This window comes from Micromonospora coerulea (assembly GCF_016598485.1).
GTDB classification, from domain to species: Bacteria; Actinomycetota; Actinomycetes; order Mycobacteriales; family Micromonosporaceae; genus Micromonospora; species Micromonospora coerulea.
This window is the reverse complement of the sequence record NZ_JAEMUW010000014.1, coordinates 97832-122855: the sequence shown is the minus strand read 5'-3', so window position 1 is coordinate 122855 and position 25024 is coordinate 97832. Positions and strand designations below refer to the sequence as shown.

The window sequence follows — 25024 nt, the reverse complement described above, 5'->3', positions numbered from 1 at the left end:
CGATGCGTTCCACGAACAGCCCCCGCTGGCGCAAGAGCAGCCACAGCGGTGACGAGGGCGCCTGCGTCGAGATGGCCGTCCTGGCGACCGCCGTGGCGGTCCGCGACTCGAAGGACCCGACCGGCCCGACCCTGGTCTTCTCCCCCGCCGCCTGGGCCGCCTTCACCGGGGCGCCACCCCGCGACTGACACCCGCCACTCCGCGACTGACACCACCCGCCGGCCTCCGGCCGAGCCGGTCCGGCCGGCCCGGGCCGCTGGTCGCGCCGGGGCGCCGGGCGGTCAGCCGGCGACCACCGGGCCGACCGGCGACCCGGCGCGCAGGGTCTCCAGCGCCGCGATCGCCACCCCGCGCGCGCCGGCCATGTCCCGGTCCGGCACCAGGGCGAAGGTGGCCACGGCGGCCTGCTCCTCGCGAAGCACGGTGTGCTCGGCGACCGTGGCGAGGAACCAGTCGCGAAACTCCGGGGCCGCCTCCACCACCCCACCGCCGACGAAGTACGCGTGCGGGTCGGTGAAGTTCGCCGCGATGGTGAAGAGCCGGCCCAACGCCATCGCCTGCTGGGTGAAGACCTGCCGGGCCAGTGCGTCACCGCGCTCGCCGTACCCGCGGACGAGCTTCGCCGCCCGGCCCGGTTCCACGGCCGCCAGCGGGTGCCCCGGGTAGCGGCCCAGCCAGTACGGCAGCAGGTTCCGCTCGATCGCGGTCAGCGAGGCGACGCTCTCCGCGTCCCCGACGAAGCCGCAGGCGCAGACCGGGACCGGCTGACCGGGCGCGACGAGCCCGTCCAGCGGGATGTGCACGTGCCCGAACTCACCCGCCATCCCGGCCGCGCCGGCGACCACCCGCCCGCTCTCCACCACCCCACCGCCGAGCCCGGTGCCGACGATGGCGGCGACCGAGGAGCGGCGCAGCGCGTCCGCGCCGAAGTGCACGTGGTGGGCGTAGAGGGCGGCCGCGTTGCCGTCGTTGTGGTAGATCACCGGGAGGCCGAGCCGGCGCTCCAGCGCGCCGCGCACGTCGTACCCACGCCAGGCCGGCTGGGAGAAGTTCGTCGACCCGCGCGAGGAGATCACCCCGGTGGCGCTCGCCGGGCCCGGAGTGTCCAGCCCGACCGCGCTGACCAGCTCGCGGGGGACGCCGGTCAACGCCAGCACCCCGTCCAGCGCCCGGGCCAGCGCCTCGATCGCGGCCTCGGGCCCCGCCCGCACCTCGCTCGGTATCTCCACCAGCCCGTCCACCAGGAACCGGCCGTCGACGGTCAGGACGGTCGCGTTGTTGCTGGTCCCGCCGTTGTCGAGACCCACCACCACCGGCACACCCGCGCTGCCCACCCGCCACCGCCTCCCGCCGAGCCTGAGCTGAGGCTAGTTGCACGTTCACGGTCCCGCCATGCCGCGGCCACCCACCCGCCGCATTCAGCCGGCCCGGCGCGGCTCAGCTCGGCCCGGCTTCCGTGGGTCGGTGGCGCCGGCGAACTCCAGCTGGAGCGATATGCCTGAGAGTCATATTTATGCCTCTCAGGCATATCGCTCTTCATCCCTCTCACTTCCCGCCGCGCCGGCGCCGTCGGGACGGCCGCTCCCCGCAGAGCAGCCGGCGCCGCACGACGGCGACGGACAGCCGGCACCGCACGACGGCGGCGAGGCGGCCTGTACCGCAGGGCGACGAGGCCGCGGCTTCAGGTGGGGCGGCGGGCGGTGACGGCGGTGGCGTCGAGGTCCTCGTCGTGCACCACGGTCGGCTCCAGGCCGAGGCCGCTGAACGCCGCGCAGAGCGTCTCCGCCTGACCGGCGCTGACCTCCACCGCCAGGTGCCCGCCCGGGGCGAGCCACTCGACCGCGCCGGCGGCCACCCGGCGCAGCACGGCCAGCCCGTCCGGGCCGCCGTCGAGTGCCACCGGGGCCTCGTGCAACCGGGCCTCCGCCGGCATCAGCGCCACCGCGCCGCTCGGCACGTACGGGGCGTTCGCCACCACCAGGTCGAGCCGGCCGCGCCAGGGCGGCGGCACCGGCGCGAACAGGTCGCCCTGGAACACCGGCACGCCCAGCGGGGCGAGATTGCGCCGCGCGCAGGCGACCGCCGCGGGGTCGACGTCGGCGGCGGCCAGCCAGCGGGGCGTCAGCCGGCCGTGCAGCACCAGCGCGGCGGCGCCGGAACCGCAGCAGAGGTCGAGTACGGCGGGCGCGGGACCGGCCACCGCCGCGGCGGCGGCGACCAGCAGGGCGGTGCGACCCCGGGGGACGAAGACGCCGGGATCGACAGCCACCCGCAGGCCGCAGAACTCGGCCCAGCCGAGCAGATGCTCCAGCGGCAGGCCGGCGACCCGGCGGTCGATCAGGTCGGCCAGCGCCGCGGCCGAGTCGGCCGCCTCGATGAGCAGTTCCGCCTCGTCCTCGGCGTAGACGCAGCCGGCGGCGCGCAGCCGCCGCACGAGGGCGGGACGGTCGGGGAAGAACGGGGATGGTGCCATGAGAAGCCTCCGGGAACGCTCGGTGGCGCTCCCGGCGTCGCCTACGGTCGCGGCGACGCGGACGCGGAGGGGAGCGCCGGTCCTGTCTGGTGGATCGGTCTCACCTCCTCCGGTCGGGGCCCGGACGAGCCGGAACGGCTCAGGGCCGGGCTCACGATAGCTCAGCCGGTGCCCCGGCGCCGCCCGGCATGGCCGGGCCTTCCCCGGCGCTCGCGTCCAGGGCGGTGCCGACGTCGGCCACCAGATCGGCGGTGTCCTCCACCCCGCAGGAGAGCCGGACGAAGCCGGGCCCGGTGTCGTCGCCCCACTGGGCCCGCCGGTCGGCGGTGGTGTGCAGCCCGCCGAACGACGTGGCGGCGGCGACCAGCCGGGCCGCGTCGAGGAACCGGGCCACCCGGTCGGCGTCGCCCAGGTCGAACGAGAGCACCCCGGGCATCCGTCGCATCTGGACCGAGGCGATCGGGTACGCCGGGTCGTCCGGCAGCCCGGGCCAGCGCAGGCCGGTCACGTCGGCGCGCCCGGCGAGCAGCCGGGCGAGGGCCGCCGCGTTGGCGGTCTGCCGGGCCAGGCGCAGGTCCACGGTCGCCAGGGAGCGGTGGGCCAGCCAGGCGTCGAACGCCCCGGGCACGCCGCCGGTGGTGGTCCGCCAGGTGGTCACCGGCTCCAGCAGCTCGGCCGAGCGGGTGGCCACGTACCCGAGCAGCAGGTCGGAATGCCCGGTCAGCGCCTTGGTACCGGAGGCGACCACGACGTCCGCGCCGAGGTCCAGCGGCCGCTGCCCGAGCGGGGTGGCGGTGGTGTTGTCCACCGCCAGCAGTGCGCCCGCGGCGCGTGCCCGCTCGGCCAGCGCCGCCACGTCGGCCACGTCCAGGCCCGGATTCGCCGGGGTTTCCAGCAGCACCAGCCGCACGCCGGTGAAGGACGGGTACGGGCCGGCGGTCGGCACGAAGCTGACGCGGACGCCGATGCCCTCCAGCGTGCTGGTGGCGAAGGCACGCACCGGGAAGTAGCCGTCGGCGGGCAGCAGCACGGTGTCACCCGGACGCAGCAGCGCCAGCAGCAGCCCAGTGATGGCCGCCTGTCCGCTGGCGAAGACCCGGCAGTCGCCGCCCTCCAGCTCCCCGATCGCCGCCTCCAGCAGCCGGCGGGTCGGATTGTCCGGCCGGCCGTACCCGTTGGGCGTCGCCGCCGGCCCCTGCCACGGATCGAGGTGGTACGGCGCGGCGAAGACCGGCCCGGGCAGGAACGGCTGCCCCGGCGTCGGCGCCGGCAGGCCGGCGTGCACGCTGCGGGTGCCGTCACCCCACTCGTTCATCCGTGCCTCACTCGTACGACTCGGGCTTGGCGGTCCGGCTCATCAGGGCGTCCACCGCGAGCCGGGGATCCATCCCCTCGTGACAGATCCGCTCGATCTGCTCGGTGATCGGCATCTCCACCCCGTGCGCCCGGGCCAGGTCCCGGATGGCCAGACAGCTCTTCACGCCCTCGGCGGTCTGCCGGGTGGCCGCCTGGGCCTGCTCCAGCGTCTCGCCCCGGCCCAGGTGCTCGCCGAAGGTGCGGTTGCGGGCCAGCGGCGACGAGCAGGAGGCGACCAGGTCGCCCATCCCGGCCAGGCCGGCGAAGGTGATCGGGTCGGCCCCGAGCGCCACGCCCAGCCGGGCGGTCTCGGCCAGCCCCCGGGTCATCAGCATCGCCCGGGTGTTGTCGCCGAAGCCCATCGCGGTGGCGATGCCGTACGCCAGGGCGATCACGTTCTTGACCGCACCGCCCAGTTCGCAGCCGATCACGTCGTCGTTGGTGTACGGCCGGAAGTAGGGCGTCCGGATCGACGACTGGACCAGCGCGGTACGGCGGGCGTCGGTGCCGGCGACCACGGTGGCGGCGGGCTGCTCGGCGGCGATCTCCGGGGCCAGGTTGGGGCCCGAGACCACCACCACCCGGTCGGCGGGCACCCCGGCGGTCTCCGTGATGACCTGGCTCATCCGCTTGGTGGTGCCCAGCTCGATCCCCTTCATCAGGGAGACCAGGGTGGCGTCCGGGTCGAGGTGGCCGGTCCACTCGGCGAGGTTGCCGCGCAGCGTCTGCGACGGTACGGAGAGCACCACCACCTCGGCCCCGGCGATGGCCTCCTCGGCGTCCCCGGTCGCGGTGACCCGGTCGGGCAGCCGCACGTCCGGCAGGTAGTCCGGGTTGTGCCGGCGGGACCGGATCGCCTCGGCCACCACCGGCCGCCGGGCCAGGAGCGTCACGTCCCGGCCGGCGTCGGCAAGGATCTTGGCGAACGCCGTCCCCCAGGACCCCGCCCCCAGCACCGCCACGTGTCCACCCATGCTCATTCGGTCACCTCGGGAGTACGCGGACGGTTAGGACGTTCCCACAGCGGCGGCGGTGTGCCGCCACGGATCTCCGCGACCAGGTCGCGCAGCCGCAGCATGATGGCGTCGGTCATCTCCTCCAGGACCGCCCGGGTCGGCGTGGCGCCCGCCCAGGGCGTCAGGTCGACCGGCGGGCCGGCGACGACGGTCACCGGGATCCGGGGGCGCAGGCCGAACCGGGTGGTCCGCGGGTCGAACAGCTGCTCCGGCCCCCACATCGCCAGCGGGATCACCGGCGCGCCGGTGGCCAGCGCCAGCCGGGCGGCGCCGGTCTTCCCCTTCATCGGCCACAGCTCGGGCTCGCGGGTGGTCGTCCCCTCCGGGTAGATCACCACTGCGCCGCCCTCGGCCAGGGCGGCGACCAGCTTGTCCAGCGACTTGACCGCGTCGACGGTGCCGCGCTCCACCGGGATCTGCCTGCACCGGTGCAGGATCCAGCCGATCACCGGGACCCGGAACACGCTGGCCTTGCCGAGGTACTGCGGCCATCGCCCGGCGTCGTAGATGAAGTGCGCCGAGACCAGCGGGTCGGCGTGCGAGATGTGGTTGGGCACGATGATGATCCCGCCCTCGCGGCGCAGCTGCTCCGCTCCCCGCCAGGTGCGCCGGGTCCAGACGGTCATCACCGGCTTGACCAGCGCCACGGCGAACCGTTGCCAGAAACCCAGCTTTCGCCGTGCCACCCTGCCTCCTCGTCCTGCCCCGACCCGCGCCCGCGTCCCGCGACGAAATCATGCCTGCTCGGCCCGGGTCCGGCCAGTGAGGGTACCGCCGCCCGACTGGCAGGATTGTCACGTGGCTGAGCCGACCTGGACCGTGGTGGTGCCGGTGAAGCGTCTCCCGGCGGCGAAGAGCCGCCTGCGGGGGGCGCTGCCGGTCGTACCGCATGAGGAGCTGGCGCTGGCCCTGGCGGCCGACACGGTCCGCGCGGTGCTGGCCTGCGCGGCGGTGGCCGAGGTCCTGGTGGTGACCGACGACGCCCGGGCGGCCGCCGAGCTGGCCGCCGCCGGCGCCCGGATCGTCCCGGACGCGCCGGATGCCGGGCTGAACGCCGCGTTCCGGCACGGCGCCGCGCTGGCTGGCCGCCGCGCGCGGGTGGCGGGCCTCACCGCCGACCTCCCGGCGCTGCGGCCGGCCGAGCTGGCGGCGGCGCTCGCCGCCGTGCCGGCCGGGCCCTCGGGGGTACGCCGGTTCGTGGCCGACGCCCCCGGGGGCGGCACGGTGCTGCTCGCGGCACCGGCGGGCGTGCCGCTGGAGCCCCGCTTCGGGGTGGGCTCGGCGGCCGCGCACGCGGCCAGCGGCGCGCTGCCGCTGACCGGAGACTGGCCCAGCCTGCGCCGGGACGTCGACACGGCGGACGACCTGGCCGCGGCCGCCCGGCTGGGTCTCGGGCCGCGCACCGCGGCGCTGGTCGGGGCGGCCGCGACCGCGACCCCGGGCTGACCCGCCGGTGTACGGTGCTGGCATGCAGGGCACGGTGGCCACCTACGACGCGTCGACCCGCAGCGGCGTGCTGCTCCTCGACGACGGCACCGAGCTGGCCTTTCCCGCCCGCGCCTTCGACGCCTCCGGGCTGCGGCTGCTCCGACTCGGCCAGCGGGTACGCATCGACGTCGATGCGACCGGCGAGGTGGTCCGGGTGACATTGCCGACCATGAGCTGACCACCCGGGCCAAGTTCATTTTGCGTTAACCGGAATCGGGTGATTATGAGCAGGTGAGCACCCCTCGCGAGCACCCCGCCCGTCCGCCGCACGCCACCGACCCGGCCGAACCCCGTAACGGCGCCCGCACCCGGGACGCCGACGGCCGCTTCCGCACCGTCCGCGCCCCGGAGGAGACCCCGTCCCGGACGCCCGGCTCCGCCGGTAGCGGCGGGGCGGCCGCCTCGGCCGGCCTCGAGGAGGTGCTCGACCCGGCCACCGGGCCCGCCGGCCGCGCACCCGCCGCCCTCGACGGGGAGCCGCCGACGGCGCCGCCGCTGCCCGAGGACCGCTTCCTCAACCGGGAGCTCTCCTGGCTGGACTTCAACGCCCGGGTGCTGGCGCTGGCCGAGGACCCGCGGACCCCGCTGCTGGAGCGGGCCAAGTTCCTGGCCATCTTCGCCAGCAACCTGGACGAGTTCTACATGGTGCGGGTCGCCGGGCTGAAGCGCCGCCTCTCCGCCGGCCTGCCGGTGCGCGGCGGGGACCGGTTGCCGCTGCGCACCCAGCTGGAGCTGATCGCCGAGCGGACCGCCGACCTGGCGGCCCGGCACGCCGCCTGCTTCGTCGACGACGTGCTGCCGAAGCTGGCCGCCGAGGACATCCGCATCCTGCGCTGGAGCGAACTGGACGATTCGGAGCGGGAGCGGCTGCGCACCTGGTTCCGGGAGCACATCTTCCCGGTGCTCACCCCGCTCGCCGTCGACCCGGCGCACCCGTTCCCGTACATCTCGGGACGGTCGCTGAACCTCGCCGTGTCGGTCCGCGACCCGGACGGCGGGTCCCAGCTCTTCGCCCGGGTCAAGGTGCCCAACAACGTGCCCCGGTTCGTCCGGGTGGCGCGGAACCAGCCGGGGGTGCGGTTCCTGCCGGTGGAGGACCTCATCTCGGTGCACCTCGGGCAGCTCTTCTCCGGCATGCAGGTGGTGGAGTGCCACCTGTTCCGGGTCACCCGCAACGCCGAGGTCGAGGTCGACGAGGACCGCGACGAGGACCTGCTCCAGGCGCTGGAGCGGGAGCTGGCCCGGCGCCGGTTCGGCCCGCCGGTGCGACTGGAGGTCGCCGCCTCGATCTCCGACCACATGCTGGAACTGCTCGTTCGCGAGCTGGACATGGACGACCACGACGTGCTGCGGGTCCGCGGCCTGCTCGACCTCTCGGCGCTCTGGCAGGCGTACGGCGAGGCGGACCGTCCCGACCTGAAGGACCCGCCGTTCGTGCCGGCCACCCATCCCCGGCTGGCCGAGGGCGAGGTGCCGCGCAGCGTCTTCGCCACCCTGCGCGACGGCGACGTGCTGGTGCACCACCCGTACCACTCGTTCGCGACCAGCGTGCAGCGCTTCATCGAGCAGGCCGCCGCGGACCCGAACGTGCTGGCCATCAAGCAGACCCTCTACCGCACCAGCGGTGACTCCCCGATCGTCGACGCGCTGGTCGACGCGGCCGCCGCCGGCAAGCAGGTGGTGGTGCTGGTCGAGGTGAAGGCGCGCTTCGACGAGGTGGCCAACATCGGCTGGGCGCGCACCCTGGAACGCGCCGGCTGCCACGTCGTGTACGGCCTGGTCGGCCTCAAGACGCACTGCAAGACGGCCCTGGTGGTACGCCAGGAGGGCAACCAGATCCGCCGCTACTGCCACATCGGCACCGGCAACTACCACCCGAAGACCGCCCGGCTCTACGAGGACTTCGGCATGCTGACCGCCGACCCGGAGATCGGCGCCGACCTGACCGACCTGTTCAACGTGCTGACCGGGTACAGCCGGCAGACCGCCTACCGGCGGCTGCTGGTGGCACCGCAGGGCATCCGCAGCGGGCTGATCGAGCGGATCGAGCGGGAGATCGACCACGTCCGGCTCGGCGTGCCAGGGCTGGTGCAGTTCAAGGTGAACTCGCTGGTCGACGAGGAGATCACCGACGCGCTGTACCGGGCGTCCCGCGCGGGTGTCCACGTCGACCTGCTGATCCGGGGCATGTGCACGCTGCGGCCCGGGGTCCCGGGGCTGTCGGAGAACATCCGGGTCCGCTCGATCCTGGGCCGGTTCCTGGAGCACTCGCGGATCTTCCGGTTCGGCAACAACGGCGACGCCGAGTTCTGGATGGGCTCGGCCGACCTGATGCACCGCAACCTGGACCGCCGGGTGGAGGCGCTGGTGCAGGTGAGTGACCCGGTGGCCCGGGCCGAGCTGGACCACGTCATGGGCGCCGCGATGAGCCCGGAGGTGGACGCGTTCGAGCTGGCCGGGGACGGCGCCTGGACCCGGCGTACCGGTTCCGGCGAGGCGCCGCTGACGCACCTGCAGGAGCTGTTGCTGCGGCGGGTCGGCGGGACGGCCGGCTGAGCGGGCCACGGCGGTCATTCGCCGGGCTTACGGTGGGCGGATGACGGACGAGGAGCCGGTGGGCATCCGGGCCGCGGGCGGAGTGGCCTGGCGCCGGGCGGCCCGAGGCGTCGAGGTCTGCCTCGTGCACCGGCCCCGGTACGGCGACTGGTCACTGCCCAAGGGCAAGCTGGAACCCGGCGAGCACCCGCTGCGGGCGGCCGTCCGCGAGGTGGCCGAGGAGAGCGACGTACGGGCCGTGCCGCAGGTGCGCCTACCCACGGTGCGCTACCGCAGCGAGGGCCGGTCCAAGCTGGTCGACTACTGGTCGATGCGGGCCGCCGCCGTCGGCGGTTTCCAGCCGGACACCGAGGTCGACGGGGTGCGCTGGCTCCCGGTCGATGAGGCGGCGCGCCTGGTCAGCTACCCGCACGACGCGGAGGTGCTCGGCGCGTTCGCGGCGCTGCCACCGGTGACCGGCACGGTGCTGCTGGTCCGGCACGCGCACGCCGGCAAGCGGGGCACCTGGTCCGGGCCGGACACCGGCCGGCCGCTGGACGCCACCGGGTGGGCCCAGGCGCAGGCGCTGGCCGAGCTGGTGGCCCTGGTCCGCCCGGCACGGCTGCTCTCCGCCTCGGCCCGCCGGTGCGTGCAGACCCTGGACCCGGCCGCCGCCCTGCTGGACCTGCCGATCGAGGTGGCCGGCGACTTCGACGAGCCGAAACCCGGTCAGCAGCAGGACGAGTGCGCGCTGGCCGCCGCCGCCCGGTTGACGGCGCTGGCCGCCGAGGGCTCGGTGGCGGTGTGCAGCCAGGGCAAGGTGCTGCCGGGGGCCCTGGAGCGGCTGACCGGACGGGCCGACGACTTCACCACCCCGAAGGGCGGGGGCTGGCTGCTCGCCTTCGCCGGCGACCGCCTGCTCGCCGCCGACCGGCTGTAGCCGGGCCGCACGGCGGCGGCGCGGGTCAGGGCAGGGTCAGGGTGACCGCGACCGGCAGGTGGTCGCTGGCGGTGGTCCGCGGCGCCGCCACCCCGGCCGTGCGGACGCCCGGCGAGACGAAGACGTGGTCGATCTGCTCGCGGGGGTCGTCTGCCGGACTGGTCGGCAGGGGTCGGGCCGGGGCGAGCGCGTCGGCCAGGCCGGCCCCGGTGAACTCGGCGAACGCCGGGTCGCCCGGCTGGGTGTTCAGGTCGCCGGCGAGCACCAGTGGACGGCCGGCGGCGTACCGGGTGGCGAAGGCGGCCACCGCCCGGGCCTGGGTCACCGGGCCCTGACCGGGCGGGGGTTGCAGGTGGGTGGCGACGACGACGAGCGGGACGCCGCCGCCGAGGTCGAGCGTCACCCCGAGGGCCTGCGCCCCGGTCGGCGCGCCGACGGCCGGCAGCGGCCAGGACTCGGCGGCCCGCGGCGGGAAGCGGCTGAGCACCGCGTCGCCCCACACGGGGTCGGCGGCGGGCGCGAAGACGTACGGCAGGTGCAGCCGCCGGGCCAGCAGGGCGAGGGTGTCGTGGCCGCCGTTGAGCAGCCAGCCCCGGTCCACCTCGCTGAGCACCACCACGTCCGGCCGGCTGCCCTCGATCGCCCGGGTCAGTCCGGCGAGGTCGAGCCGCCCGTCCAGCCCGAAGCCCATCCGGATGTTGTACGCCACCAGGCGAACGTCGCCCGGCGCCACGTCCCGGCGCTCGGTCGCCCGCACCGGGCGGTGGATCCCGCCGGCCAGCGCGGTGAGCAGCATCAGCCCGATCGTCGTCCACGCCAGTGCGGCGCCACGGAGAGCGGGCGCGGCGGCGGGGGGTCCGGCCACGGCGACCACGCCGACGAGCAGCGCCAAGCCCACCGGCACCGCGCCGTTCGGGTAGCCGAGGTCGTAGGCCGCGTAGTAGGCGACCGAGGCGACGGCGAAGGCGAGCATCCCGCCGACCGCGGCGTAACCGCGCCGCCCGGCGCCCGGCGACCGGTCCCCCGCGCCGGTCCCGCCATCGGCGGCGCCGACGTCAGCGCGGCTGGCGGCACCGGTTTCCGGGACCGCGTCGGCGAGGGCGAGGCAGCCGCCGAGACCGGCCGCGGTGAGCAGGATCGCCGGCGCCAACCAGCCCGCCCGGTCGGCGGCGAACAGCGCCGCCCCGGCCACGAGCGCGGCCGGCCACAGCCACCGGGCCAGCCACCTCGGCGGCCGGGTGAACGTCGCCACCAGGAACAGCCCGACCGCGAGCTCCGGCAGGGCCGGAACGTGCTGCGGCGGCAGACCCAGCCCGGGGAAGTCGGGTGACCCGTGGCGGTAGGAGGTGGCGGCGGTCCACAGCGCCGGGGAGAGCGCCAGCTGCCCGGCGATCAGCACCGCCGGACCCACCAGCAACCAGGCCGGCGCACCGCCGGAGCGCCCCGCCGCCCCGGCCGCCGAACGGCCCTGCCCGGCGAGCCAGGCCCCCGCTGCCGCCCTGGCCTGCGCCGGCGCAGAAGTCCCGGCTGCCAGCCCGGCCTGCGTGGCCAGGAAAGCCCCGGCCAGCAGGACGCTGAGCGTCCACCCGGGCCAGCCGCCGCGCCAGACCAGGTCCTCGGTGCCGAGCAGGGCGTGACCGACGGCGTTGGCGGCCAGGCCGAGCGCCAGCCCCGGTACCGGCCGGGTCACCGCGGCGGCGGTCGCCGCGAGCCAGACCAGACCGGCGAGCAGACCGGCGCAGGCCAGCCAGAGTTGGAGCCGACCGCCCGGTGCGGCGGTCAGGGCGAGCCGCGCGCCGGCCAGTGCGCCGGCGGCGAACAGGCCGACCGGGCGGGCGCCGAGCCGGCGTACCAGGGCGGGGGCGGCGAGGGCGAGGACGAACCAGCCGACGGCGAAGGCCCCGAGCAGTTCGGCGGGGGTCGTGGCGGCCTGCCCGAAGATGGTGATGATCGACGGCAGCCAGACGCGCAGCACGTCCAGCAGGAGCACGACGCCGAGGGCGAACGCGGCGGTGGTGCGGTGACGGTGGCGCACCGGCGCCTCTCTTCGTGACCGACGGGGGTGTTCGGCACGGCGATTGTGCGTGCGATCCGGGCCGCCGGTCAACGGCGGTGGCGGTGGCGGTGGCGGTGGCGGTGTGGTCGTATGCGAAAAGGGCGCCCACCACGACGGTGGGCGCCCTTTCGGGTGGGCCGGTCAGCGCTTGGCGGCCGCCTTCTTGGCCGGAGCCTTCTTCGCGGGCGCCTTCTTGGCCGCCGTGCTCTTGCTGGCGGCGGTGGTCTTCTTGGCCGGCGCGGCCTTCTTCGTCGCCGCGGTCTTCTTGGCCGCGGCGGTCTTGGTCGGCGCGGCGGCCTTCTTCGCCGGGGCGGCCTTCTTGGTGGCCGCGGTCGTCTTGGCGGCCTTCGCCGCGGTGGTCTTCGTGGCCGCGGTCTTCTTCGCCGCGGCGGTCTTCTTCGCGGTCGCCCTGGCGCCGGCGGTCTTGGCGGCGGCCGCCTTGGCCCCGGTCGCCCTGGCGCCGGTGGTCTTGGCGGCGGCCGTGGTGGTCTTCTTGGCGGCGGCGCCCACGGCCTTCGGCGCCTTGCCGCTGGCCACCATCTCCTTGAAGCCGGCGCCGGGGCGGAAGGTCGGGACGGAGGTCTTCTTGACCTTCACCGCCTCGCCGGTCCGCGGGTTGCGCGCTGTTCGGGCACCCCGGATGCGCTTTTCGAACGCTCCGAATCCGGTGATCGCCACTTTTTCGCCCTTGGTGACCGCCGCCTGGACCTCAGTGAGGACCGCGTCGAGCGCGGCCGTCGCCGTCTTCCGGTCCCCCAGGCGAACGGCGAGCGCCTCGATGAGCTCGGCCTTGTTCACGACTTCCTCCCGATTGTGCAACTGACTCGACGCGAGCCATTCTGCGCGCACGGTATGCCCTGTGCTGCCGGGACACAAACATTCGGTGGAAAAAAGCCCTTGTGTCGTAACGGATTCGCCCCCACCGGCCGGGCCGGTGGGGGCGAAAACCGATGTGGGATCCGGCGTACGGCTATGCCACCGACGGGAGGAACGACGGACGGGACGCCTCGAAGGCACTGATCTCAGCCTCGTGGCGGAGGGTGAGTCCAATGTCATCCAAGCCCTCCATCAGCCGCCAACGACTGTGGTCGTCCATCGGGAAGGCCCAGGTGGCATCCCCGGCGCGCACCTGGCGGGCGGCGAGGTCGACCGTGACCGGGGTGGTCGGGTCGGATTCCACCAGATCCCAGAGCGCCTCGACGGCTTTCAATTCCAGCTCCACCGGAAGGAGGCCTTCCTTCAGCGCGTTGCCCCGGAAGATGTCACCGAAGCGGGGCGAGATCACGGCCCGGAAGCCCCAGTCCCGCAGCGCCCAGACCGCGTGTTCCCGGGAGGAGCCGGTGCCGAACTCCGGGCCGGCGATCAGAATCGACGCCCCGGAATGGACGGGATCGTTGAGCACGAATGCCGAGTCCTCCCGCCACGCGTTGAAGAGCCCGTCCGCGAAGCCGGTCCGGGTCACCCGCTTGAGGTACACGGCGGGGATGATCTGGTCGGTGTCCACGTTGGAACGGCGCAGCGGTACGGCGGTGCCGGTGTGGGTGGTGAACTTGTCCATCGCGAGCAGCTGCCCTTCTACAGGTCGGCGGGGGCGGCCAGCCGGCCGACCACGGCGGTGGCGGCGGCGACCGGCGGGGACACCAGGTGGGTACGCCCGCCCCGGCCCTGGCGGCCCTCGAAGTTGCGGTTCGAGGTGGAGGCCGAGCGCTGGCCCGGGGAGAGGGTGTCGGGATTCATGCCGAGGCACATCGAGCAGCCCGCGAAGCGCCACTCGGCACCGGCGTCGGTGAAGACCTTGTCCAGCCCCTCCGCCTCGGCCGCCTCGCGCACCGCGGCGGAGCCGGGCACCACCAGCATCCGTACGCCGCCGGCCACCTTGTGCCCGCGCAGCACGTCGGCGGCGGCCCGCAGGTCCTCCAGCCGACCGTTGGTGCAGGAGCCGACGAAGACCACATCCACCGCCAGGTCGCGCAGCGGCGTGCCCGGCGCCAGGCCCATGTACACCAGGGCCCGGCGGGCGGCGGCCCGCTCCGACTCGGCGACGAACTCCTCCGGGTCCGGCACCGCGGCGCCCAGCGGCGCGCCCTGGCCGGGGTTGGTGCCCCAGGTGACGAACGGGGTGATCCGGCTCGCGTCCAGGGTCACCTCGGCGTCGAAGGCGGCGCCCTCGTCGGTGGGCAGCGTCCGCCAGTACTCGACCGCCGCGTCCCAGTCCGCGCCCTGCGGCGCGTTCGGCCGGCCCTTCAGGTACGCGAAGGTGGTCTCGTCCGGCGCGATCATGCCGGCCTTGGCACCCCACTCGATGGACATGTTGGCGATGGTCATCCGCCCCTCCATGGAGAGGTCCCGGATCGCCTCGCCCCGGTACTCCACGATGTGGCCGCGCCCCCCGCCGGTGCCCACCTGCGCGATCAGCGCGAGCACCAGGTCCTTCGCGGTGACCCCGGGGCCGAGCTCGCCGGTAACGGTCACCGCCATGGTCTTCGGCCGGGCCTGCGGCAGCGTCTGGGTGGCCAGCACGTGCTCCACCTCGCTGGTGCCGATGCCGAAGGCGAGCGCGCCGAACGCGCCGTGGGTGGCGGTGTGCGAATCGCCACAGACGATCGTCATGCCGGGCTGGGTGAGGCCGAGCTGCGGGCCGATGACGTGCACGATGCCCTGGTTCTCGTCGCCCAGCGGGTGCAGCCGGACGCCGAACTCGGCGCAGTTGCGGCGCAGCGTCTCGATCTGCGTGCGCGAGGTGGGGTCGGCGATGGTGAGCAGGTCGCCGCGCCGGGAGCGGAACGCCGGGTCGGCGTATCCGGTCGGCGTGTTGTGGTCCTCGGTCGCGATCGTCAGATCGGTACGGCGGACCGGGCGGCCGGCCAGCCGCAGCCCGTCGAAGGCCTGCGGGCTGGTGACCTCGTGGAGGAGGTGCAGGTCGATGAAGAGCAGATCCGGCTCGCCGGCGGCGGATCGTACGACGTGCGCGTCCCAGACCTTCTCGGCCAGGGTCCTCGGCTCAGGAGTGACTCCCACCATCTGGACATCCTAAATTCTGGGAGGTAAGTTTCGGCTTGTGGGACACAGTATGAGCGGTGTCGGCGTTCTCGACAAGGCGGTGGTCATCCTGGCCGCCTGCGTCGACGGCGCCAGCCTGGCCGAACTCGTTGAACGCACCAAGCTGCCCCGGGCCACCGCGCACCGACTCGCGCAGGCGCTGGAGATCCACCGGATGCTGGTCCGGGACACCCAGGGGCGTTGGCGCCCGGGCCCCCGGCTCGGCGAGCTGGCCAACGCCGCGCCGGACGTCCTGCTGACCGCGGCCGAGCCACTGCTCGCCGCGCTGCGTGACGCCACCGGCGAGAGCGCCCAGCTCTACCTGCGCCGGGCCGACGAGCGGATCTGCGTGGCCGCCGCCGAGCGGGCCAGCGGCCTGCGGGACACCGTGCCGGTGGGCTCGGTGCTGCCGATGACGGCGGGCTCGGCCGCGCAGATCCTGCTCGCCTGGGAACCGCCGGAGGCGGTCATGCCACTGCTGCCCCGCTCCAAGTTCACCGGCCGCACCCTCGCCGAGGTACGCCGGCGCGGCTGGGCGCAGAGCGTCGCCGAGCGGGAGGCCGGGGTGGCGAGCGTCTCGGCGCCGATCCGCGACCGGACCGGTCGGGTGATCGCCGCGATCAGCATCTCCGGCCCCATCGAACGGCTGGGCCGCCGCCCCGGCGAACGCCACGCCATGGCCGTCGTCAGAGCCGGCCAACGCCTCTCCGGCCTCTGACCCCTCCTCTTGGACGCAGAACGGCCCGCCTCGCGGGGCGAGGCGGGCCGTTTCCGTGGTAGCCCCGACCGGATTCGAACCGGCGCTACCGCCTTGAGAGGGCGGCGTCCTGGGCCACTAGACGACGGGGCCAGGCACTTTTTCCTGCTTCACCGCCCTGACGAGCGGTGCGGCAGTAGTCTAGCGGCACCGACTGGCGGCGACGAAGACGGGGTGGGCAGCAGGATCACGGAAAACCGGCGGCCCGGACATGAAGAAGCCCGCCCCACCGAGGTGGGACGGGCTGTCAGCGCTGTAGCCCCGACCGGATTCGAACCGGCGCTACCGCCTTGAGAGGGCGGCGTCCTGGGCCACTAGACGACGGGGCCAGAACTTCGTGCTTCCCCGCTCTGGAAGCGAGGAAGCTGCACTCTATCAGAGTCCAGCGACCGGGATTCTCGCGAATCCGCGGCTGCGCTGGGGTACCAGGACTCGAACCTAGACTAACTGAACCAGAATCAGTCGGGCTGCCAATTACCCCATACCCCATTGGCCCCTTGCGGTGCCGGGAATGAACTTTACCCTCCCGGTGCCGACGGGCCAAATCCAACCCCCCGAACCGCCCGTGACCTGCGGAAACGAGGCGCCGGTGCGATCAGGCGACCGGCACCACCGGGTTGGTGAGCTCGCCGATCCCCTCGATCCGCACGGTCACCGTATCCCCCTCGGTGAGCGGGCTAACCCCCGCCGGGGTGCCGGTCAGCACCACGTCGCCGGGAAGCAGCGTCATCACGTGCGAGATGTACGACACCAGGGCCGGCACGTCGAAGACCATGTCCTTGGTCCGGCCGAGCTGGCGTACCTCCATCTCGTCGGGGTTGCGACCGACCTCACACCGGATCTCCAGGTCGGAGACGTCCAGGTCGGTGGTGATCCACGGCCCGATCGGGCAGAACGAGTCGAAGCCCTTGGCCCGGGTCCACTGCCCGTCGGCGCGCTGGAGGTCCCGCGCGGTGACGTCGTTGGCGCAGGTGTAGCCGAAGATGGCCCGCTCGGCGGCGGCCCGGTCGGCGCGGCGGGCGCCCGGAGCGCCGATCACCACGGCCAGCTCCGCCTCGTGTTCGACCTGCTTGGAGAAGATCGGCAGCCGGATCGCGTCGCGCGGCCCGATCACCGACGTGGACGGCTTCAGGAACAACAGCGGCTCCTTGGGCACCTCGCTGCCGTGCTCGGCGGCGTGCTCGGCGTAGTTGCGGCCGACACAGACCACCTTGCTGGGCAGGATCGGCGAGAGCAGCCGGACGTCGGAGAGCGCCCAACGGGCACCGGAGAACTTGACCTGGCCGAACGGGTGCCCCTCGATCTCGGCGATGGTCAGGCCCTGCGGCCCGGCCTCCGGCTCGCCCTCGACGGCACCGAACGACATTCCCTTGGCATGAGCAAAACGAGCGATACGCACCCCGCCAATCTAGCCCCGACCGCGGCCAGGGCACGCCACGTGCGACCAGCGGCACGTCGCCGGAGCGGACGGCACCGGGGGCAGGGTACGCGGCCGGCGGGCCGGCGGGGCGGGAATGGCGACTTCGCACCCGGCCAGCGGGCCCTTACCCATAGCTTCGGGTCCGGAGGTTCGTTCGTATGCCTGCATCGAGACGACACCACAGAGCCCTCGCAGTGATCGTGAACTGCCTCGGCCTCCTCGCCGCCGTACCGGCGCTGCCCGCGACGGCGCCCCGGGCGGCCGCCGCGCCCGCCGCACCGCCGCCGGGACCGGCGCAAGCCGCACCGGCCGCCAGCGGGATGCCGGCGGCGCCACCCGCGGTGCCGCCGACCTCGGCGGCGCCGGTCCGGCAGTCGGCGCCACCGGTCACCGTCCAGGTCGCACCGGCGGGCACGCCGGCGCCGGCCTACCGGATCGACGTGCGCAACGCCGGGAACAGCATGATCGAGACCACCGTGCGGCAGGAACTGCCGGCCGGCATGTCCGCGACCACCGTCACCGCCGGTGGGCGGGCCAGCCGCCCGATCGGGGCGTCCGCCGCGGGCGAGGTGACCTGGCGGCTGCGGCTGCCGGCGCGGAGCACCACCACGTTGAACACCGCGCTCGCCATGACCGCGCCGGGCCGCCCGGTGACGGCGCCGGCCTGCGCGTACGGCACGGACGGGACCCGGCCGTACGACTGCGCCACCGCCACCTGGACGGCGAGCACCGTACCGACGGCGAAGGTGACCGCCGCGCCCGTGTGGCGCCGACCGCCGGTGCTGCTGGCGGCGCTGGCCGCCCTCCTGGTGGTCACCGGCGGCGCGCTCTGGTGGTGGTGGCAACGCCGCCGCCGGCGCCCGGGGGTGGCGCCGGGCGGACCGGCGCCGGCCCGGACCGGTGGCCCGGCGGCGACCGGTCGCCCGGCGGGGCCGGGGACGATCTACCCGCGCGCGGCGCTGCCCGCGCCGGCCGGGGCCCGGCGCCGCACCCCGCCGATCTGGCTGATGGTGGGGGTGGCGGCGGCGGTGCTGGCCGGCGTGGTCGGCGCGGCGGCCTGGACGGCCACCCAGCGGGTTGCCGCGATCGACACGACCAAGCAGCCGACCAGCGGCGCCTGGACGGGCCGCAGCGTCACCGGCGCGGTGGGCGTGCCGCTGCGCGAGTCGGCGTTCGAGTTCACCGTCTACCGGGTCGCCTGCGCGACCGCCGCCGAGGTGGTGGCCGGGGCGTCCGGCGGGCGCCAGTGCCAGGCCACCGTCGGGGTGCGCAACCTCACCCCGGAGGAGCAGACCTGGCACGGGCAGCTGCAACGGGCGTACCTGCCGGGCGGCAACTGGGTCAGCACCGACGAGAACGCCACCCGGGTGGCCAACCTCGGGCGGGACGTCTTCGCCCACCCGGTGGCGGCGGGCAGCCGGGTGGTGCTGCCGCTGGTCTTCACGGTGCAGGGCAGCCAGCCGCCGAAGCAGTTGGAGCTGCGCAGCGGGGTCTTCTCCGCCGGGGTCCGGGTGGACGTGCCCTGACCGGCGCTCGGGCGGCGGTCGTACCCTGGGGTCCGTGACCGCCGCCCTCGCCCCCGCCGCCACGCTCGACGTGGCCGATTGGCGGGCCCGCCGGCGGGCGCACGAGGATCGGGTGGACGCCTGGCTCGCGCCCCACCTGGCCCGCCGACGCGGCGGCGTGAAGCACCCGGTGGAGGACTTCCTCTTCACCTACTACTCGCACCGCCCCGCCCAGCTGCGCCGCTGGCATCCGGGCGCCGGGGTGGTGCTGCGCGACGCGGACCCGGCCGAGTTCGGCCGCGACTACCACGCCACCGCCGCCGGACTCACCCTCGACACCGAGGCGGTCCGCGCGCGCCGCGCCGAGTCGGTGGACTGGATCCGGTCGCTGCTGGCGGCGACCGCGAGCCGCCCGGCCCACCTCGGCTGCTTCGGCATGCACGAGTGGGCGATGGTCTACCGGCAGACCCAGGACGAGGTGCGCCACAACGCCTGGCCGCTGCGCCTGAGCCCGGCCGCGACCGCCGCCGTCGTCGAGGAACGGGGTGTGCGGTGCAGCCACTTCGACGCGTTCCGGTTCTTCACGGCGCCGGCCCGGCCGCTGAACCTGCTCACCCCGAACCGGGAGAGCCAGCACGCCCTGGAGCAACCGGGCTGCCTGCACGCCAACATGGACCTGTACAAGTGGTCGTACAAGCTTTCCCCGCTGGTGCCGAGCGAGTTGGTGGCCGACTGCTTCGCGCTGGCCCGGGAGATCCGCACGCTGGACATGCGGGCCAGCCCGTACGACCTGGCCGACCTGGGGTACCCGGCGGTGCGGGTGGAGACCCCGGAGGGCCGCGCCGAGTACGCCGCCGCGCAGCGCGGTTTCGCCGAGCGGGCCGCCGTGCTGCGGGCCCGGCTGCTGGCCGCGCTCGACTGAGCGGCGGGCGGCTCGGCGCGTTCCGAGCCCGCAGCGGTCAGCCCTGCGGGTGACCGCGGTGGAGCGCCCACTCGGGGGCGAGGATCGACATCACGGTGGCGTCGACCCAGTCGTCCCCGTCGCGCAGCACCTGCCGCAGCGTCCCCTCGGCGACGAAACCGACCTTCTCGTAGACCCGGCGGGCGCGCGGGTTGACGGCGAACACCTCCAGCGAGATCCGGTGCAGACCGAGCCGGTCGAAGCCGTACCCGACGACCAGCCGGACGGCCTCCGTGCCGAGCCCGCGGTCGCGCCCGGCCGGGCCGATCAGGGTCCGGAAGTTGCAGCTGCGGTTGTGGCCGTCCCACTCGTTGAGGACCACCTCGCCGACGCAGGCCCCGGTGGCCCGGTCGACCACCGCCAGGTCGAGCCGGTCGGGCTGCGCGTTGCGGGTGCCGTACCAGGCCCGCAGCCGCCCCGGGTCGACGCCCTCGACCGCCGGACTGCCGGTGAGCCGGACCACCTCCGGGTCGGCCAGCGCGGCCTGGAAGGCGGCCACGTCGCGGTCGACGAAGGGGCGCAGCAGCACCCGGTCGCCGGTGAGGGTGGGCTTGACGGAGAAATCGGCGCTCACGCGGCGAATTGTCGGCGGCGGCGGGACCGCCCTCAACCGGTTTCTCCGGTCAGTCGCCGTCGACCCGGCGGTCGCGCTTGCGCTGGGACTGCCGCTTCTTCTCCGCCAGGCGGCGTTCCTTCGCCCCCCGCGACGGGCGGGTCGGGCGGCGCGGCTTCGGTGGCGGGGCGATCGCCTCCCGCAGCAGGGCGACCATCCGCTCCCGGGCCGCCTCCCGGTTCGCCAGCTGCGCCCGGTGCTCGCTGGCCGCGACGGTGAGCACCCCGTCGACCAGCCGGCCGGCCAGCCGTTCCAGCGCCCGGCCCCGCAGCGACTCGGGGAGGCTGGGCGAGGCGGCCAGGTCGAAACTGAGCTCCACCCGCGAGTCCGTGGTGTTCACGCCCTGACCGCCGGGGCCGGAGGAACGGGAGAACCGCTCCCGCAGCTCGGCGCTGGGGACCACCAGCCGGTCGGTCACCCGCAGTCCGTCGTCCACCCCCCGAGGCTAGCGCCCGGCGGTACGGGTCGGGGCGGGGGTCACGGTTGGCGTGGGCCCTGGGCTGGCCCGCTCACGGTCGGCGGTGGTGGCCGCGTACGCCGCGGCGCCGACGAGCAGCAGCGCGATCACGCCGACCTTGATGACCACCGCACGCACCGCCAGCCAGGCGGTACGGCGGGCGCCCGGCACCGAGTTCTTGATGGTGCGGTAGTCCGTCCAGCCGCGCTTCGCGCGGGCATACGTCGCGCCGACTCCGCACCCGATCAGCAGGCCCACCAGCAGGAGGGCCGCGATGACAGCTTGCTCCACCCACGCCAGTATCCATACTCAGCGTAATATTTCCATGCCCCGATGGTCCCAGGCCGGATATCCGACAGTTCTCCGATCCGGACCACCGGCGGGCGTCGCCGCAGCTCGGGCCGCGGGCGCGTCAGCCGCCCTTGCCGATGATGGTGTCCGCGGTCTGCTGGACCTGGTCGATCGGGATGGCGAACCCGATGCCGATCGAGCCGTTGCCGTCGATGGTGGCGATGGCCGTGTTCACCCCGACCACCTCACCGCGGGCGTTGACCAACGGACCGCCGGAGTTGCCCGGGTTGATCGACGCGTCGGTCTGCACCGCGGTGTGCCGGCCGGGGCCGATCCGCACCTGCCGGTTCAGCGCGCTGACGATGCCCGCGGTGACCGTGCCGGCCAGCCCCAGCGGGGAGCCCACCGCGAGCACCGGCTCGCCCACCCGCACGGAGTTCGGCTTCGCCAGCGGCAGCGGCGCCAGCCCCGCCGACGCGGGCACCTTGAGCACCGCCAGGTCGCTGCGCGGCTCCCGCCCGATCACCTCGGCGGTGAACCGCCGGCCGTCCGGCAGCTCCACCGTCACCGGTCCCCCACCCCGGGCCAGGATGTGGTCGTTGGTGACGATGTGCTGTTGATCGTCGATGGCGAAGCCGGAGCCGGTGGCGGACGACCCGGCGGCGCCGCCGGCCATCACCGAAACCACCCCAGGCACGGTCTTCTGGGCCGCGGTGACCAGCTCCGCCGGGACCGGGGCCGCCGAGGCGGCGGCGGGTCCGGGGACGTCCCGGCCGGCCACCCACCCGCCGGCCGCCGCGCCGGAGACGGTGGAGAGAGCCACCACCGCCAGCGCGGTCAGCCACCGGCCGGGCCGGCGCTGTCGCCCCGGATCCAGGTGCGATCCCGGTACGTCCCAGCGTCCGCGCCCGTCCGGATCTAGGTCCGGCGAGATGAACCAGGGACCGCGTGGCTCCCCCAGTCCGGTCTGCACTGCCATCCGTGCGCTCCTCACGTGTCGTACGGCGGGTCAGCAGGTGTCCGTGCCGCGATCAGGGCAGGCGGGAGAACCACCGCAGCGATCCGGCCGCGGCGCCCATGGCGAAGACCAGTCCGAGGCCGATGAAGCGGGCGGAGATGTCCTGCCGCTCCGTGCGGTAGCCGACCGAGGTGCCGATGTCCTCGTAGACGGCCCGCAGCTCGGCGCTGGTGGACGCCTCGTGGAAACCGCCGCCGGTCTGCTCGGCGACCGCCTTCAGGCTCTGCCCGTCCACCGGCACCTGGATCGCGCGGCCGCCCCGGTCGACCGAACCGGTCGGCGTGCCGAACGAGATGGTGTGCACCGGCACCTTCGCCGCGACCGCCTGCGCGGCGGCCTCCAGCGGGTCCGTGCCGGAGGTGTTCGCCCCGTCGGAGAGCAGGATGATCCGGGCCGGCGGCGGGTTCTTCGCCGCATTGCTGTCCAGGCTCTTCACCGCGCCCAGCGAGGTGCTGATCGCCTCCCCGATCGCGGTGCCCTGGACCCCGGTGATCCCCTCGTTCAGCCGATCGACGCCCTCGTGCAGCGCCGCCCGGTCGGTGCTCGGCGGCACCAGCACCGCCGCGCTGCCGGCGAAGGCGACGAGACCCACGTTGAACTCGTCCGGCAGGCCGTCGACGAAGCGCCGGGCGGCCTCCTTCGCCGCGCTCAGCCGGTCCGGGTCCACGTCGTTGGCGAGCATCGACGTGGAGACGTCCACGGCGACCATCACCGTGGCCCGTTCCCGGGGCACCCGTACCTCGGCGCTGGGCCGGGCGAAACCGACCACCAGCAGCGCGAGCATGGCGAGGAAGAGGCCCGCCGGCACGTGCCGGCGCCAGGCCGGCCGCTGCGGCGCGACCCGGTCCAGCAGGCGCAGGTTGGTGAAGCGGACCGCGTACCGGCTCTGCCGGCGCTGCATCATCAGGTAGCCGACGACGAGCGCGGCCACGCCGAGCAGCAGCCAGAGCCGGGCGGGTGACTGCCAGGTCACGCGGCACCTCCCCGGGCCGCGGCCGGGGCGGCGGCCAGCCGGCGCTGGGCGTGCACGTGGCGCACGATGTCGGCGCTCCAGTCCCGGTCGGTCCGCAGCGCCAGGTGGGTCGCCCCGGACCGGCGCAGCGCCTGCCGGACCTGGTCCCGCTGGGCGGCGGCGGCCTCCGCGTACCGCTCGCGCAGGGCCCGGTCGCCGGTCCACACCTCGCGGCGCCGCCCGGTCTCCGGGTCGACCAGCGTGATCAGGCCGACGTCCGGCAGCTCCAGCTCGCGCGGGTCGGTCACCTCGACGGCGAGCACCTGGTGCCGGACGGAAAGCCGGCGCAGGGTGGCCTCCCAGTGCGGGGCGCCGTCCGGGTGGTCGGGCAGCCCGTCGAGGAAGTCGGAGACCACCACCACCAGGCCACGCCGGTGCGCCACCCGCTGCACGCCGTCCAGCCCGTCGGCCAGCGTCGCCGGCACCACGACGGCGCCAGGTCGCGGCGCGGCGTCAGACGCGCCGAGCGGGAGTTGTCGCCCCGGGGCGGTCTCCTCGTCGTACCCGCCGATGCGCGGGGCGGCCAGCAGGGCGCGCAGCAGCCCCAGCAGGTGGATCCGCCCGCTGCGGGGCGGGAAGCGGCGCAGGCCGTCCGGGGTGAGCACCTGCGCGCCGAGGCGGTTGCCGACGCCGGCGGTGAGGAAGCCGACCGCGGCGACGGCGGCCACCGCGAGTTCCCGCTTGTCCAGCGTGGCGGTGCCGTACTCCATGCTCGGGCTGGCGTCCACCAGCAGCCAGGTGGTCAGCTCGCGGTCGGCGTCGACCTCGCGGACGTGCGGGACGGTGGTCCGGGCGGTGACCGCCCAGTCCATCCGGCGGACCTCGTCCTCGCCGGGGCGGTACTCCCGACTCCCCGCGATCTCGCTGCCGGGACCGGGCAGCAGGCCCCGGTGCTGCCCGTGCAGCAGCCCGTCGAGGCGGCGGGTGACGGTCAGTTCCAGGCGGCGCAGCCGCTGGTCGGGGGCGAGGTCGGCCAGGCCGGGTTCGGCCGGTCGGGGCGGCGCGGGGCGGCGTCTCATGCCGCCGCCAGGTCGGGCGCCGCCTCGGGGTGACCGGTGGCGATCCGGGGCGGCGGCACGGCCTCCACCAGCCGGCGCACCACCGTCTCGGCCGACACCCCGTCGGCGACCGCGTCGAAGGAGAGCACCAGCCGGTGGGCGAGCACGTCCACCGCCAGCTCCCGGACGTCCTCCGGGAGCACGTACTCCCGGCCGTGGAGCAGGGCCTGGGCCCGGGCGGCGGCGACCAGGCCGAGGGTGGCCCGCGGGCTCGCCCCGTACGCCAGCAGCGGCGCGATCTCGGGCAGCCCGAAGCGGCCGGGATCCCGGGTGGCGAGGATGAGCCGGACGACGTACTCGGCAATGGCATGGTGCACGAAGACGTGCTCGGCGCGCCGCTGCAACTCGCTCAGCCGGGCCGGGTCGAGCACCTGCCGGGGGCTCGGCCGGTCGGTGCTCATCCGGTAGAGGATGGCCAGCTCGTCGGCGTCGCTCGGGTAGTCGACGACGATCTTCATCAGGAACCGGTCGCGCTGCGCCTCGGGGAGCTGGTAGACGCCCTCCGACTCGATCGGGTTCTGGGTGGCCAGCACCAGGAACGGATCGGGGACGGGCCAGCTCCGCCCGCCGATGGAGACCTGCCGCTCGGCCATCGCCTCCAGCAGGGCGGACTGCACCTTGGCCGGCGCCCGGTTGATCTCGTCGGCGAGGACCATGTTGGCCATGATCGGTCCGAGCTCGACGTCGAAGTTCTCGGTCGAGGCGCGGTAGATCCGGGTGCCGACGATGTCGGAGGGGACCAGGTCGGGGGTGAACTGGATCCGGGAGAAGGTGCCGCCGACGACCCGGGCCAGGGTCTGCACGGCGAGCGTCTTCGCCACCCCGGGCACGCCCTCCAGCAGGCAGTGGCCGTCGGCGATCAGGGCGGTGAGCAGGCGGTCGACGAGCCGATCCTGCCCGACGATCACGCGTTTGACCTCGAAGAGGGTCTGGTCCAGCTCGACGCCGCTCGCGTCGGCATCGACCGGGCTGGGCACGCTGGCCAGGGTGTCCGAGATGTCCGTCACGGTGCTTGCTTCCCGTGCCGAC

25 protein-coding genes and 3 tRNA genes are annotated in these 25024 nt (G+C 74.8%); 8 read left to right on the top strand and 20 right to left on the bottom strand.

Annotated features, from left to right (window positions below):
* The first annotated feature begins 2 nt into the window (after positions 1-2).
* Entirely contained in the window at positions 3-188 is a 186-nt protein-coding gene (locus I8N68_RS19195) for a DUF397 domain-containing protein (RefSeq protein WP_200211828.1), read from the top strand.
* A 93-nt stretch (positions 189-281) separates the two neighbouring features.
* Here the strand turns inward: I8N68_RS19195 and I8N68_RS19190 are convergent, their stop codons facing one another.
* The 5 genes from I8N68_RS19190 to I8N68_RS19170 form a co-directional block, all read right to left on the bottom strand.
* Positions 282-1334, bottom strand: coding sequence for an ROK family protein (locus tag I8N68_RS19190; RefSeq protein ID WP_200211826.1), 1053 nt, complete (start codon positions 1332-1334; stop codon positions 282-284).
* A 347-nt stretch (positions 1335-1681) separates the two neighbouring features.
* Positions 1682-2473, bottom strand: a complete 792-nt coding sequence (locus tag I8N68_RS19185) for a putative protein N(5)-glutamine methyltransferase (protein WP_200211824.1) — start codon at positions 2471-2473, stop codon at positions 1682-1684.
* 151 nt (positions 2474-2624) lie between these two features.
* Positions 2625-3788, bottom strand: a complete 1164-nt coding sequence (locus I8N68_RS19180; protein WP_200211822.1) for a cystathionine gamma-lyase — start codon at positions 3786-3788, stop codon at positions 2625-2627.
* A gap of 7 nt (positions 3789-3795) precedes the next feature.
* Positions 3796-4803, bottom strand: a complete 1008-nt coding sequence (locus I8N68_RS19175; protein WP_200211983.1) for an NAD(P)H-dependent glycerol-3-phosphate dehydrogenase — start codon at positions 4801-4803, stop codon at positions 3796-3798.
* A gap of 2 nt (positions 4804-4805) precedes the next feature.
* Positions 4806-5531, bottom strand: coding sequence for a lysophospholipid acyltransferase family protein (locus tag I8N68_RS19170; protein WP_200211820.1), 726 nt, complete (start codon positions 5529-5531; stop codon positions 4806-4808).
* A 112-nt stretch (positions 5532-5643) separates the two neighbouring features.
* Here I8N68_RS19170 and cofC point away from each other — a divergent pair, with 112 nt between their 5' ends.
* Genes cofC through I8N68_RS19150 form a run of 4 tightly spaced genes read left to right on the top strand, consistent with a single transcriptional unit; the run spans position 5644 to position 9808 of the window.
* Positions 5644-6291 (top strand): 2-phospho-L-lactate guanylyltransferase, encoded by a 648-nt coding sequence (gene cofC / locus I8N68_RS19165; protein ID WP_200211818.1) that lies wholly within the window; start codon positions 5644-5646, stop codon positions 6289-6291.
* Positions 6292-6313: 22 nt separating this feature from the next.
* Positions 6314-6511, top strand: a complete 198-nt coding sequence (locus I8N68_RS19160) for a cold-shock protein (protein ID WP_200211814.1) — start codon at positions 6314-6316, stop codon at positions 6509-6511.
* A 53-nt stretch (positions 6512-6564) separates the two neighbouring features.
* Entirely contained in the window at positions 6565-8889 is a 2325-nt protein-coding gene (locus I8N68_RS19155) for an RNA degradosome polyphosphate kinase (RefSeq protein WP_200211813.1), read from the top strand.
* 40 nt (positions 8890-8929) lie between these two features.
* Positions 8930-9808 carry an NUDIX hydrolase gene (locus I8N68_RS19150; RefSeq protein ID WP_200211810.1) on the top strand — a complete coding sequence of 293 codons (879 nt, stop codon included), beginning with the start codon at positions 8930-8932 and terminating at the stop codon, positions 9806-9808.
* Between the two features lie 25 nt (positions 9809-9833).
* Here the strand turns inward: I8N68_RS19150 and I8N68_RS19145 are convergent, their stop codons facing one another.
* The 4 genes from I8N68_RS19145 to leuC all read right to left on the bottom strand — a co-directional run bounded on the left by I8N68_RS19145 (position 9834) and on the right by leuC (position 14885).
* Positions 9834-11843: an endonuclease/exonuclease/phosphatase family protein gene (locus I8N68_RS19145; RefSeq protein WP_200211808.1), complete on the bottom strand. Its 2010-nt coding sequence runs from the start codon at positions 11841-11843 to the stop codon at positions 9834-9836.
* A gap of 162 nt (positions 11844-12005) precedes the next feature.
* Complete coding sequence (locus I8N68_RS19140; RefSeq protein WP_200211794.1) at positions 12006-12662, bottom strand: HU family DNA-binding protein; 657 nt, start codon at positions 12660-12662, stop codon at positions 12006-12008.
* A 172-nt stretch (positions 12663-12834) separates the two neighbouring features.
* Positions 12835-13422 (bottom strand): 3-isopropylmalate dehydratase small subunit, encoded by a 588-nt coding sequence (gene leuD, locus I8N68_RS19135; protein ID WP_200211787.1) that lies wholly within the window; start codon positions 13420-13422, stop codon positions 12835-12837.
* Between the two features lie 17 nt (positions 13423-13439).
* Positions 13440-14885: a 3-isopropylmalate dehydratase large subunit gene (gene leuC / locus I8N68_RS19130; protein WP_200211781.1), complete on the bottom strand. Its 1446-nt coding sequence runs from the start codon at positions 14883-14885 to the stop codon at positions 13440-13442.
* A gap of 49 nt (positions 14886-14934) precedes the next feature.
* Here leuC and I8N68_RS19125 point away from each other — a divergent pair, with 49 nt between their 5' ends.
* Positions 14935-15621, top strand: a complete 687-nt coding sequence (locus tag I8N68_RS19125) for an IclR family transcriptional regulator (protein ID WP_013284529.1) — start codon at positions 14935-14937, stop codon at positions 15619-15621.
* A gap of 56 nt (positions 15622-15677) precedes the next feature.
* Here I8N68_RS19125 and I8N68_RS19120 read toward each other — a convergent pair.
* The 4 genes from I8N68_RS19120 to I8N68_RS19105 form a co-directional block, all read right to left on the bottom strand.
* A tRNA-Glu gene (locus I8N68_RS19120) sits at positions 15678-15753 on the bottom strand.
* Positions 15754-15916: 163 nt separating this feature from the next.
* Positions 15917-15989, bottom strand: a tRNA-Glu gene (locus I8N68_RS19115).
* 88 nt (positions 15990-16077) lie between these two features.
* A tRNA-Gln gene (locus tag I8N68_RS19110) sits at positions 16078-16149 on the bottom strand.
* Positions 16150-16255: 106 nt separating this feature from the next.
* A complete protein-coding gene (locus I8N68_RS19105) occupies positions 16256-17059 on the bottom strand; it encodes a fumarylacetoacetate hydrolase family protein (RefSeq protein ID WP_200211775.1) in 804 nt (267 codons plus the stop codon).
* Positions 17060-17238: 179 nt separating this feature from the next.
* Here I8N68_RS19105 and I8N68_RS19100 point away from each other — a divergent pair, with 179 nt between their 5' ends.
* Both I8N68_RS19100 and I8N68_RS19095 read left to right on the top strand, forming a co-directional pair.
* Positions 17239-18606 carry a hypothetical protein gene (locus tag I8N68_RS19100; protein ID WP_200211769.1) on the top strand — a complete coding sequence of 456 codons (1368 nt, stop codon included), beginning with the start codon at positions 17239-17241 and terminating at the stop codon, positions 18604-18606.
* Positions 18607-18640: 34 nt separating this feature from the next.
* Positions 18641-19507 (top strand): 3-methyladenine DNA glycosylase, encoded by an 867-nt coding sequence (locus I8N68_RS19095; protein ID WP_200211768.1) that lies wholly within the window; start codon positions 18641-18643, stop codon positions 19505-19507.
* 37 nt (positions 19508-19544) lie between these two features.
* On the opposite strand, the gene I8N68_RS19090 is transcribed toward I8N68_RS19095, so the two are convergent.
* From I8N68_RS19090 to I8N68_RS19060, 7 genes are all read right to left on the bottom strand, one after another.
* Entirely contained in the window at positions 19545-20120 is a 576-nt protein-coding gene (locus I8N68_RS19090; protein ID WP_200211762.1) for a GNAT family N-acetyltransferase, read from the bottom strand.
* Between the two features lie 49 nt (positions 20121-20169).
* Positions 20170-20595, bottom strand: coding sequence for an alternative ribosome rescue aminoacyl-tRNA hydrolase ArfB (gene arfB / locus I8N68_RS19085; RefSeq protein ID WP_200211755.1), 426 nt, complete (start codon positions 20593-20595; stop codon positions 20170-20172).
* A gap of 9 nt (positions 20596-20604) precedes the next feature.
* Positions 20605-20907, bottom strand: a complete 303-nt coding sequence (locus I8N68_RS19080) for a hypothetical protein (RefSeq protein ID WP_200211749.1) — start codon at positions 20905-20907, stop codon at positions 20605-20607.
* A gap of 121 nt (positions 20908-21028) precedes the next feature.
* Positions 21029-21886: a S1C family serine protease gene (locus I8N68_RS19075; RefSeq protein WP_200211746.1), complete on the bottom strand. Its 858-nt coding sequence runs from the start codon at positions 21884-21886 to the stop codon at positions 21029-21031.
* A 52-nt stretch (positions 21887-21938) separates the two neighbouring features.
* Positions 21939-22898 (bottom strand): VWA domain-containing protein, encoded by a 960-nt coding sequence (locus I8N68_RS19070; RefSeq protein WP_200211740.1) that lies wholly within the window; start codon positions 22896-22898, stop codon positions 21939-21941.
* A complete protein-coding gene (locus I8N68_RS19065; protein ID WP_200211728.1) occupies positions 22895-23956 on the bottom strand; it encodes a DUF58 domain-containing protein in 1062 nt (353 codons plus the stop codon). The genes I8N68_RS19070 and I8N68_RS19065 overlap by 4 nt, the downstream gene beginning before the upstream one ends.
* Positions 23953-25002: an AAA family ATPase gene (locus I8N68_RS19060; RefSeq protein ID WP_200211722.1), complete on the bottom strand. Its 1050-nt coding sequence runs from the start codon at positions 25000-25002 to the stop codon at positions 23953-23955. The genes I8N68_RS19065 and I8N68_RS19060 overlap by 4 nt, the downstream gene beginning before the upstream one ends.
* Positions 25003-25024: the final 22 nt, after the last annotated feature.

Coding starts and splice junctions, on each gene's coding strand:
- I8N68_RS19180 (WP_200211822.1), bottom strand. CDS start 3,788: ATGAACGAGTGGGGTGACGGCACCCGCAGCGTGCACGCCGGCCTGCCG.
- I8N68_RS19125 (WP_013284529.1), top strand. CDS start 14,935: ATGAGCGGTGTCGGCGTTCTCGACAAGGCGGTGGTCATCCTGGCCGCC.
- I8N68_RS19195 (WP_200211828.1), top strand. CDS start 3: ATGCGTTCCACGAACAGCCCCCGCTGGCGCAAGAGCAGCCACAGCGGT.
- I8N68_RS19150 (WP_200211810.1), top strand. CDS start 8,930: ATGACGGACGAGGAGCCGGTGGGCATCCGGGCCGCGGGCGGAGTGGCC.
- I8N68_RS19100 (WP_200211769.1), top strand. CDS start 17,239: ATGCCTGCATCGAGACGACACCACAGAGCCCTCGCAGTGATCGTGAAC.
- I8N68_RS19065 (WP_200211728.1), bottom strand. CDS start 23,956: ATGAGACGCCGCCCCGCGCCGCCCCGACCGGCCGAACCCGGCCTGGCC.
- leuC (WP_200211781.1), bottom strand. CDS start 14,885: ATGGTGGGAGTCACTCCTGAGCCGAGGACCCTGGCCGAGAAGGTCTGG.
- I8N68_RS19185 (WP_200211824.1), bottom strand. CDS start 2,473: ATGGCACCATCCCCGTTCTTCCCCGACCGTCCCGCCCTCGTGCGGCGG.
- I8N68_RS19075 (WP_200211746.1), bottom strand. CDS start 21,886: ATGGCAGTGCAGACCGGACTGGGGGAGCCACGCGGTCCCTGGTTCATC.
- I8N68_RS19175 (WP_200211983.1), bottom strand. CDS start 4,803: ATGGGTGGACACGTGGCGGTGCTGGGGGCGGGGTCCTGGGGGACGGCG.
- I8N68_RS19160 (WP_200211814.1), top strand. CDS start 6,314: ATGCAGGGCACGGTGGCCACCTACGACGCGTCGACCCGCAGCGGCGTG.
- leuD (WP_200211787.1), bottom strand. CDS start 13,422: ATGGACAAGTTCACCACCCACACCGGCACCGCCGTACCGCTGCGCCGT.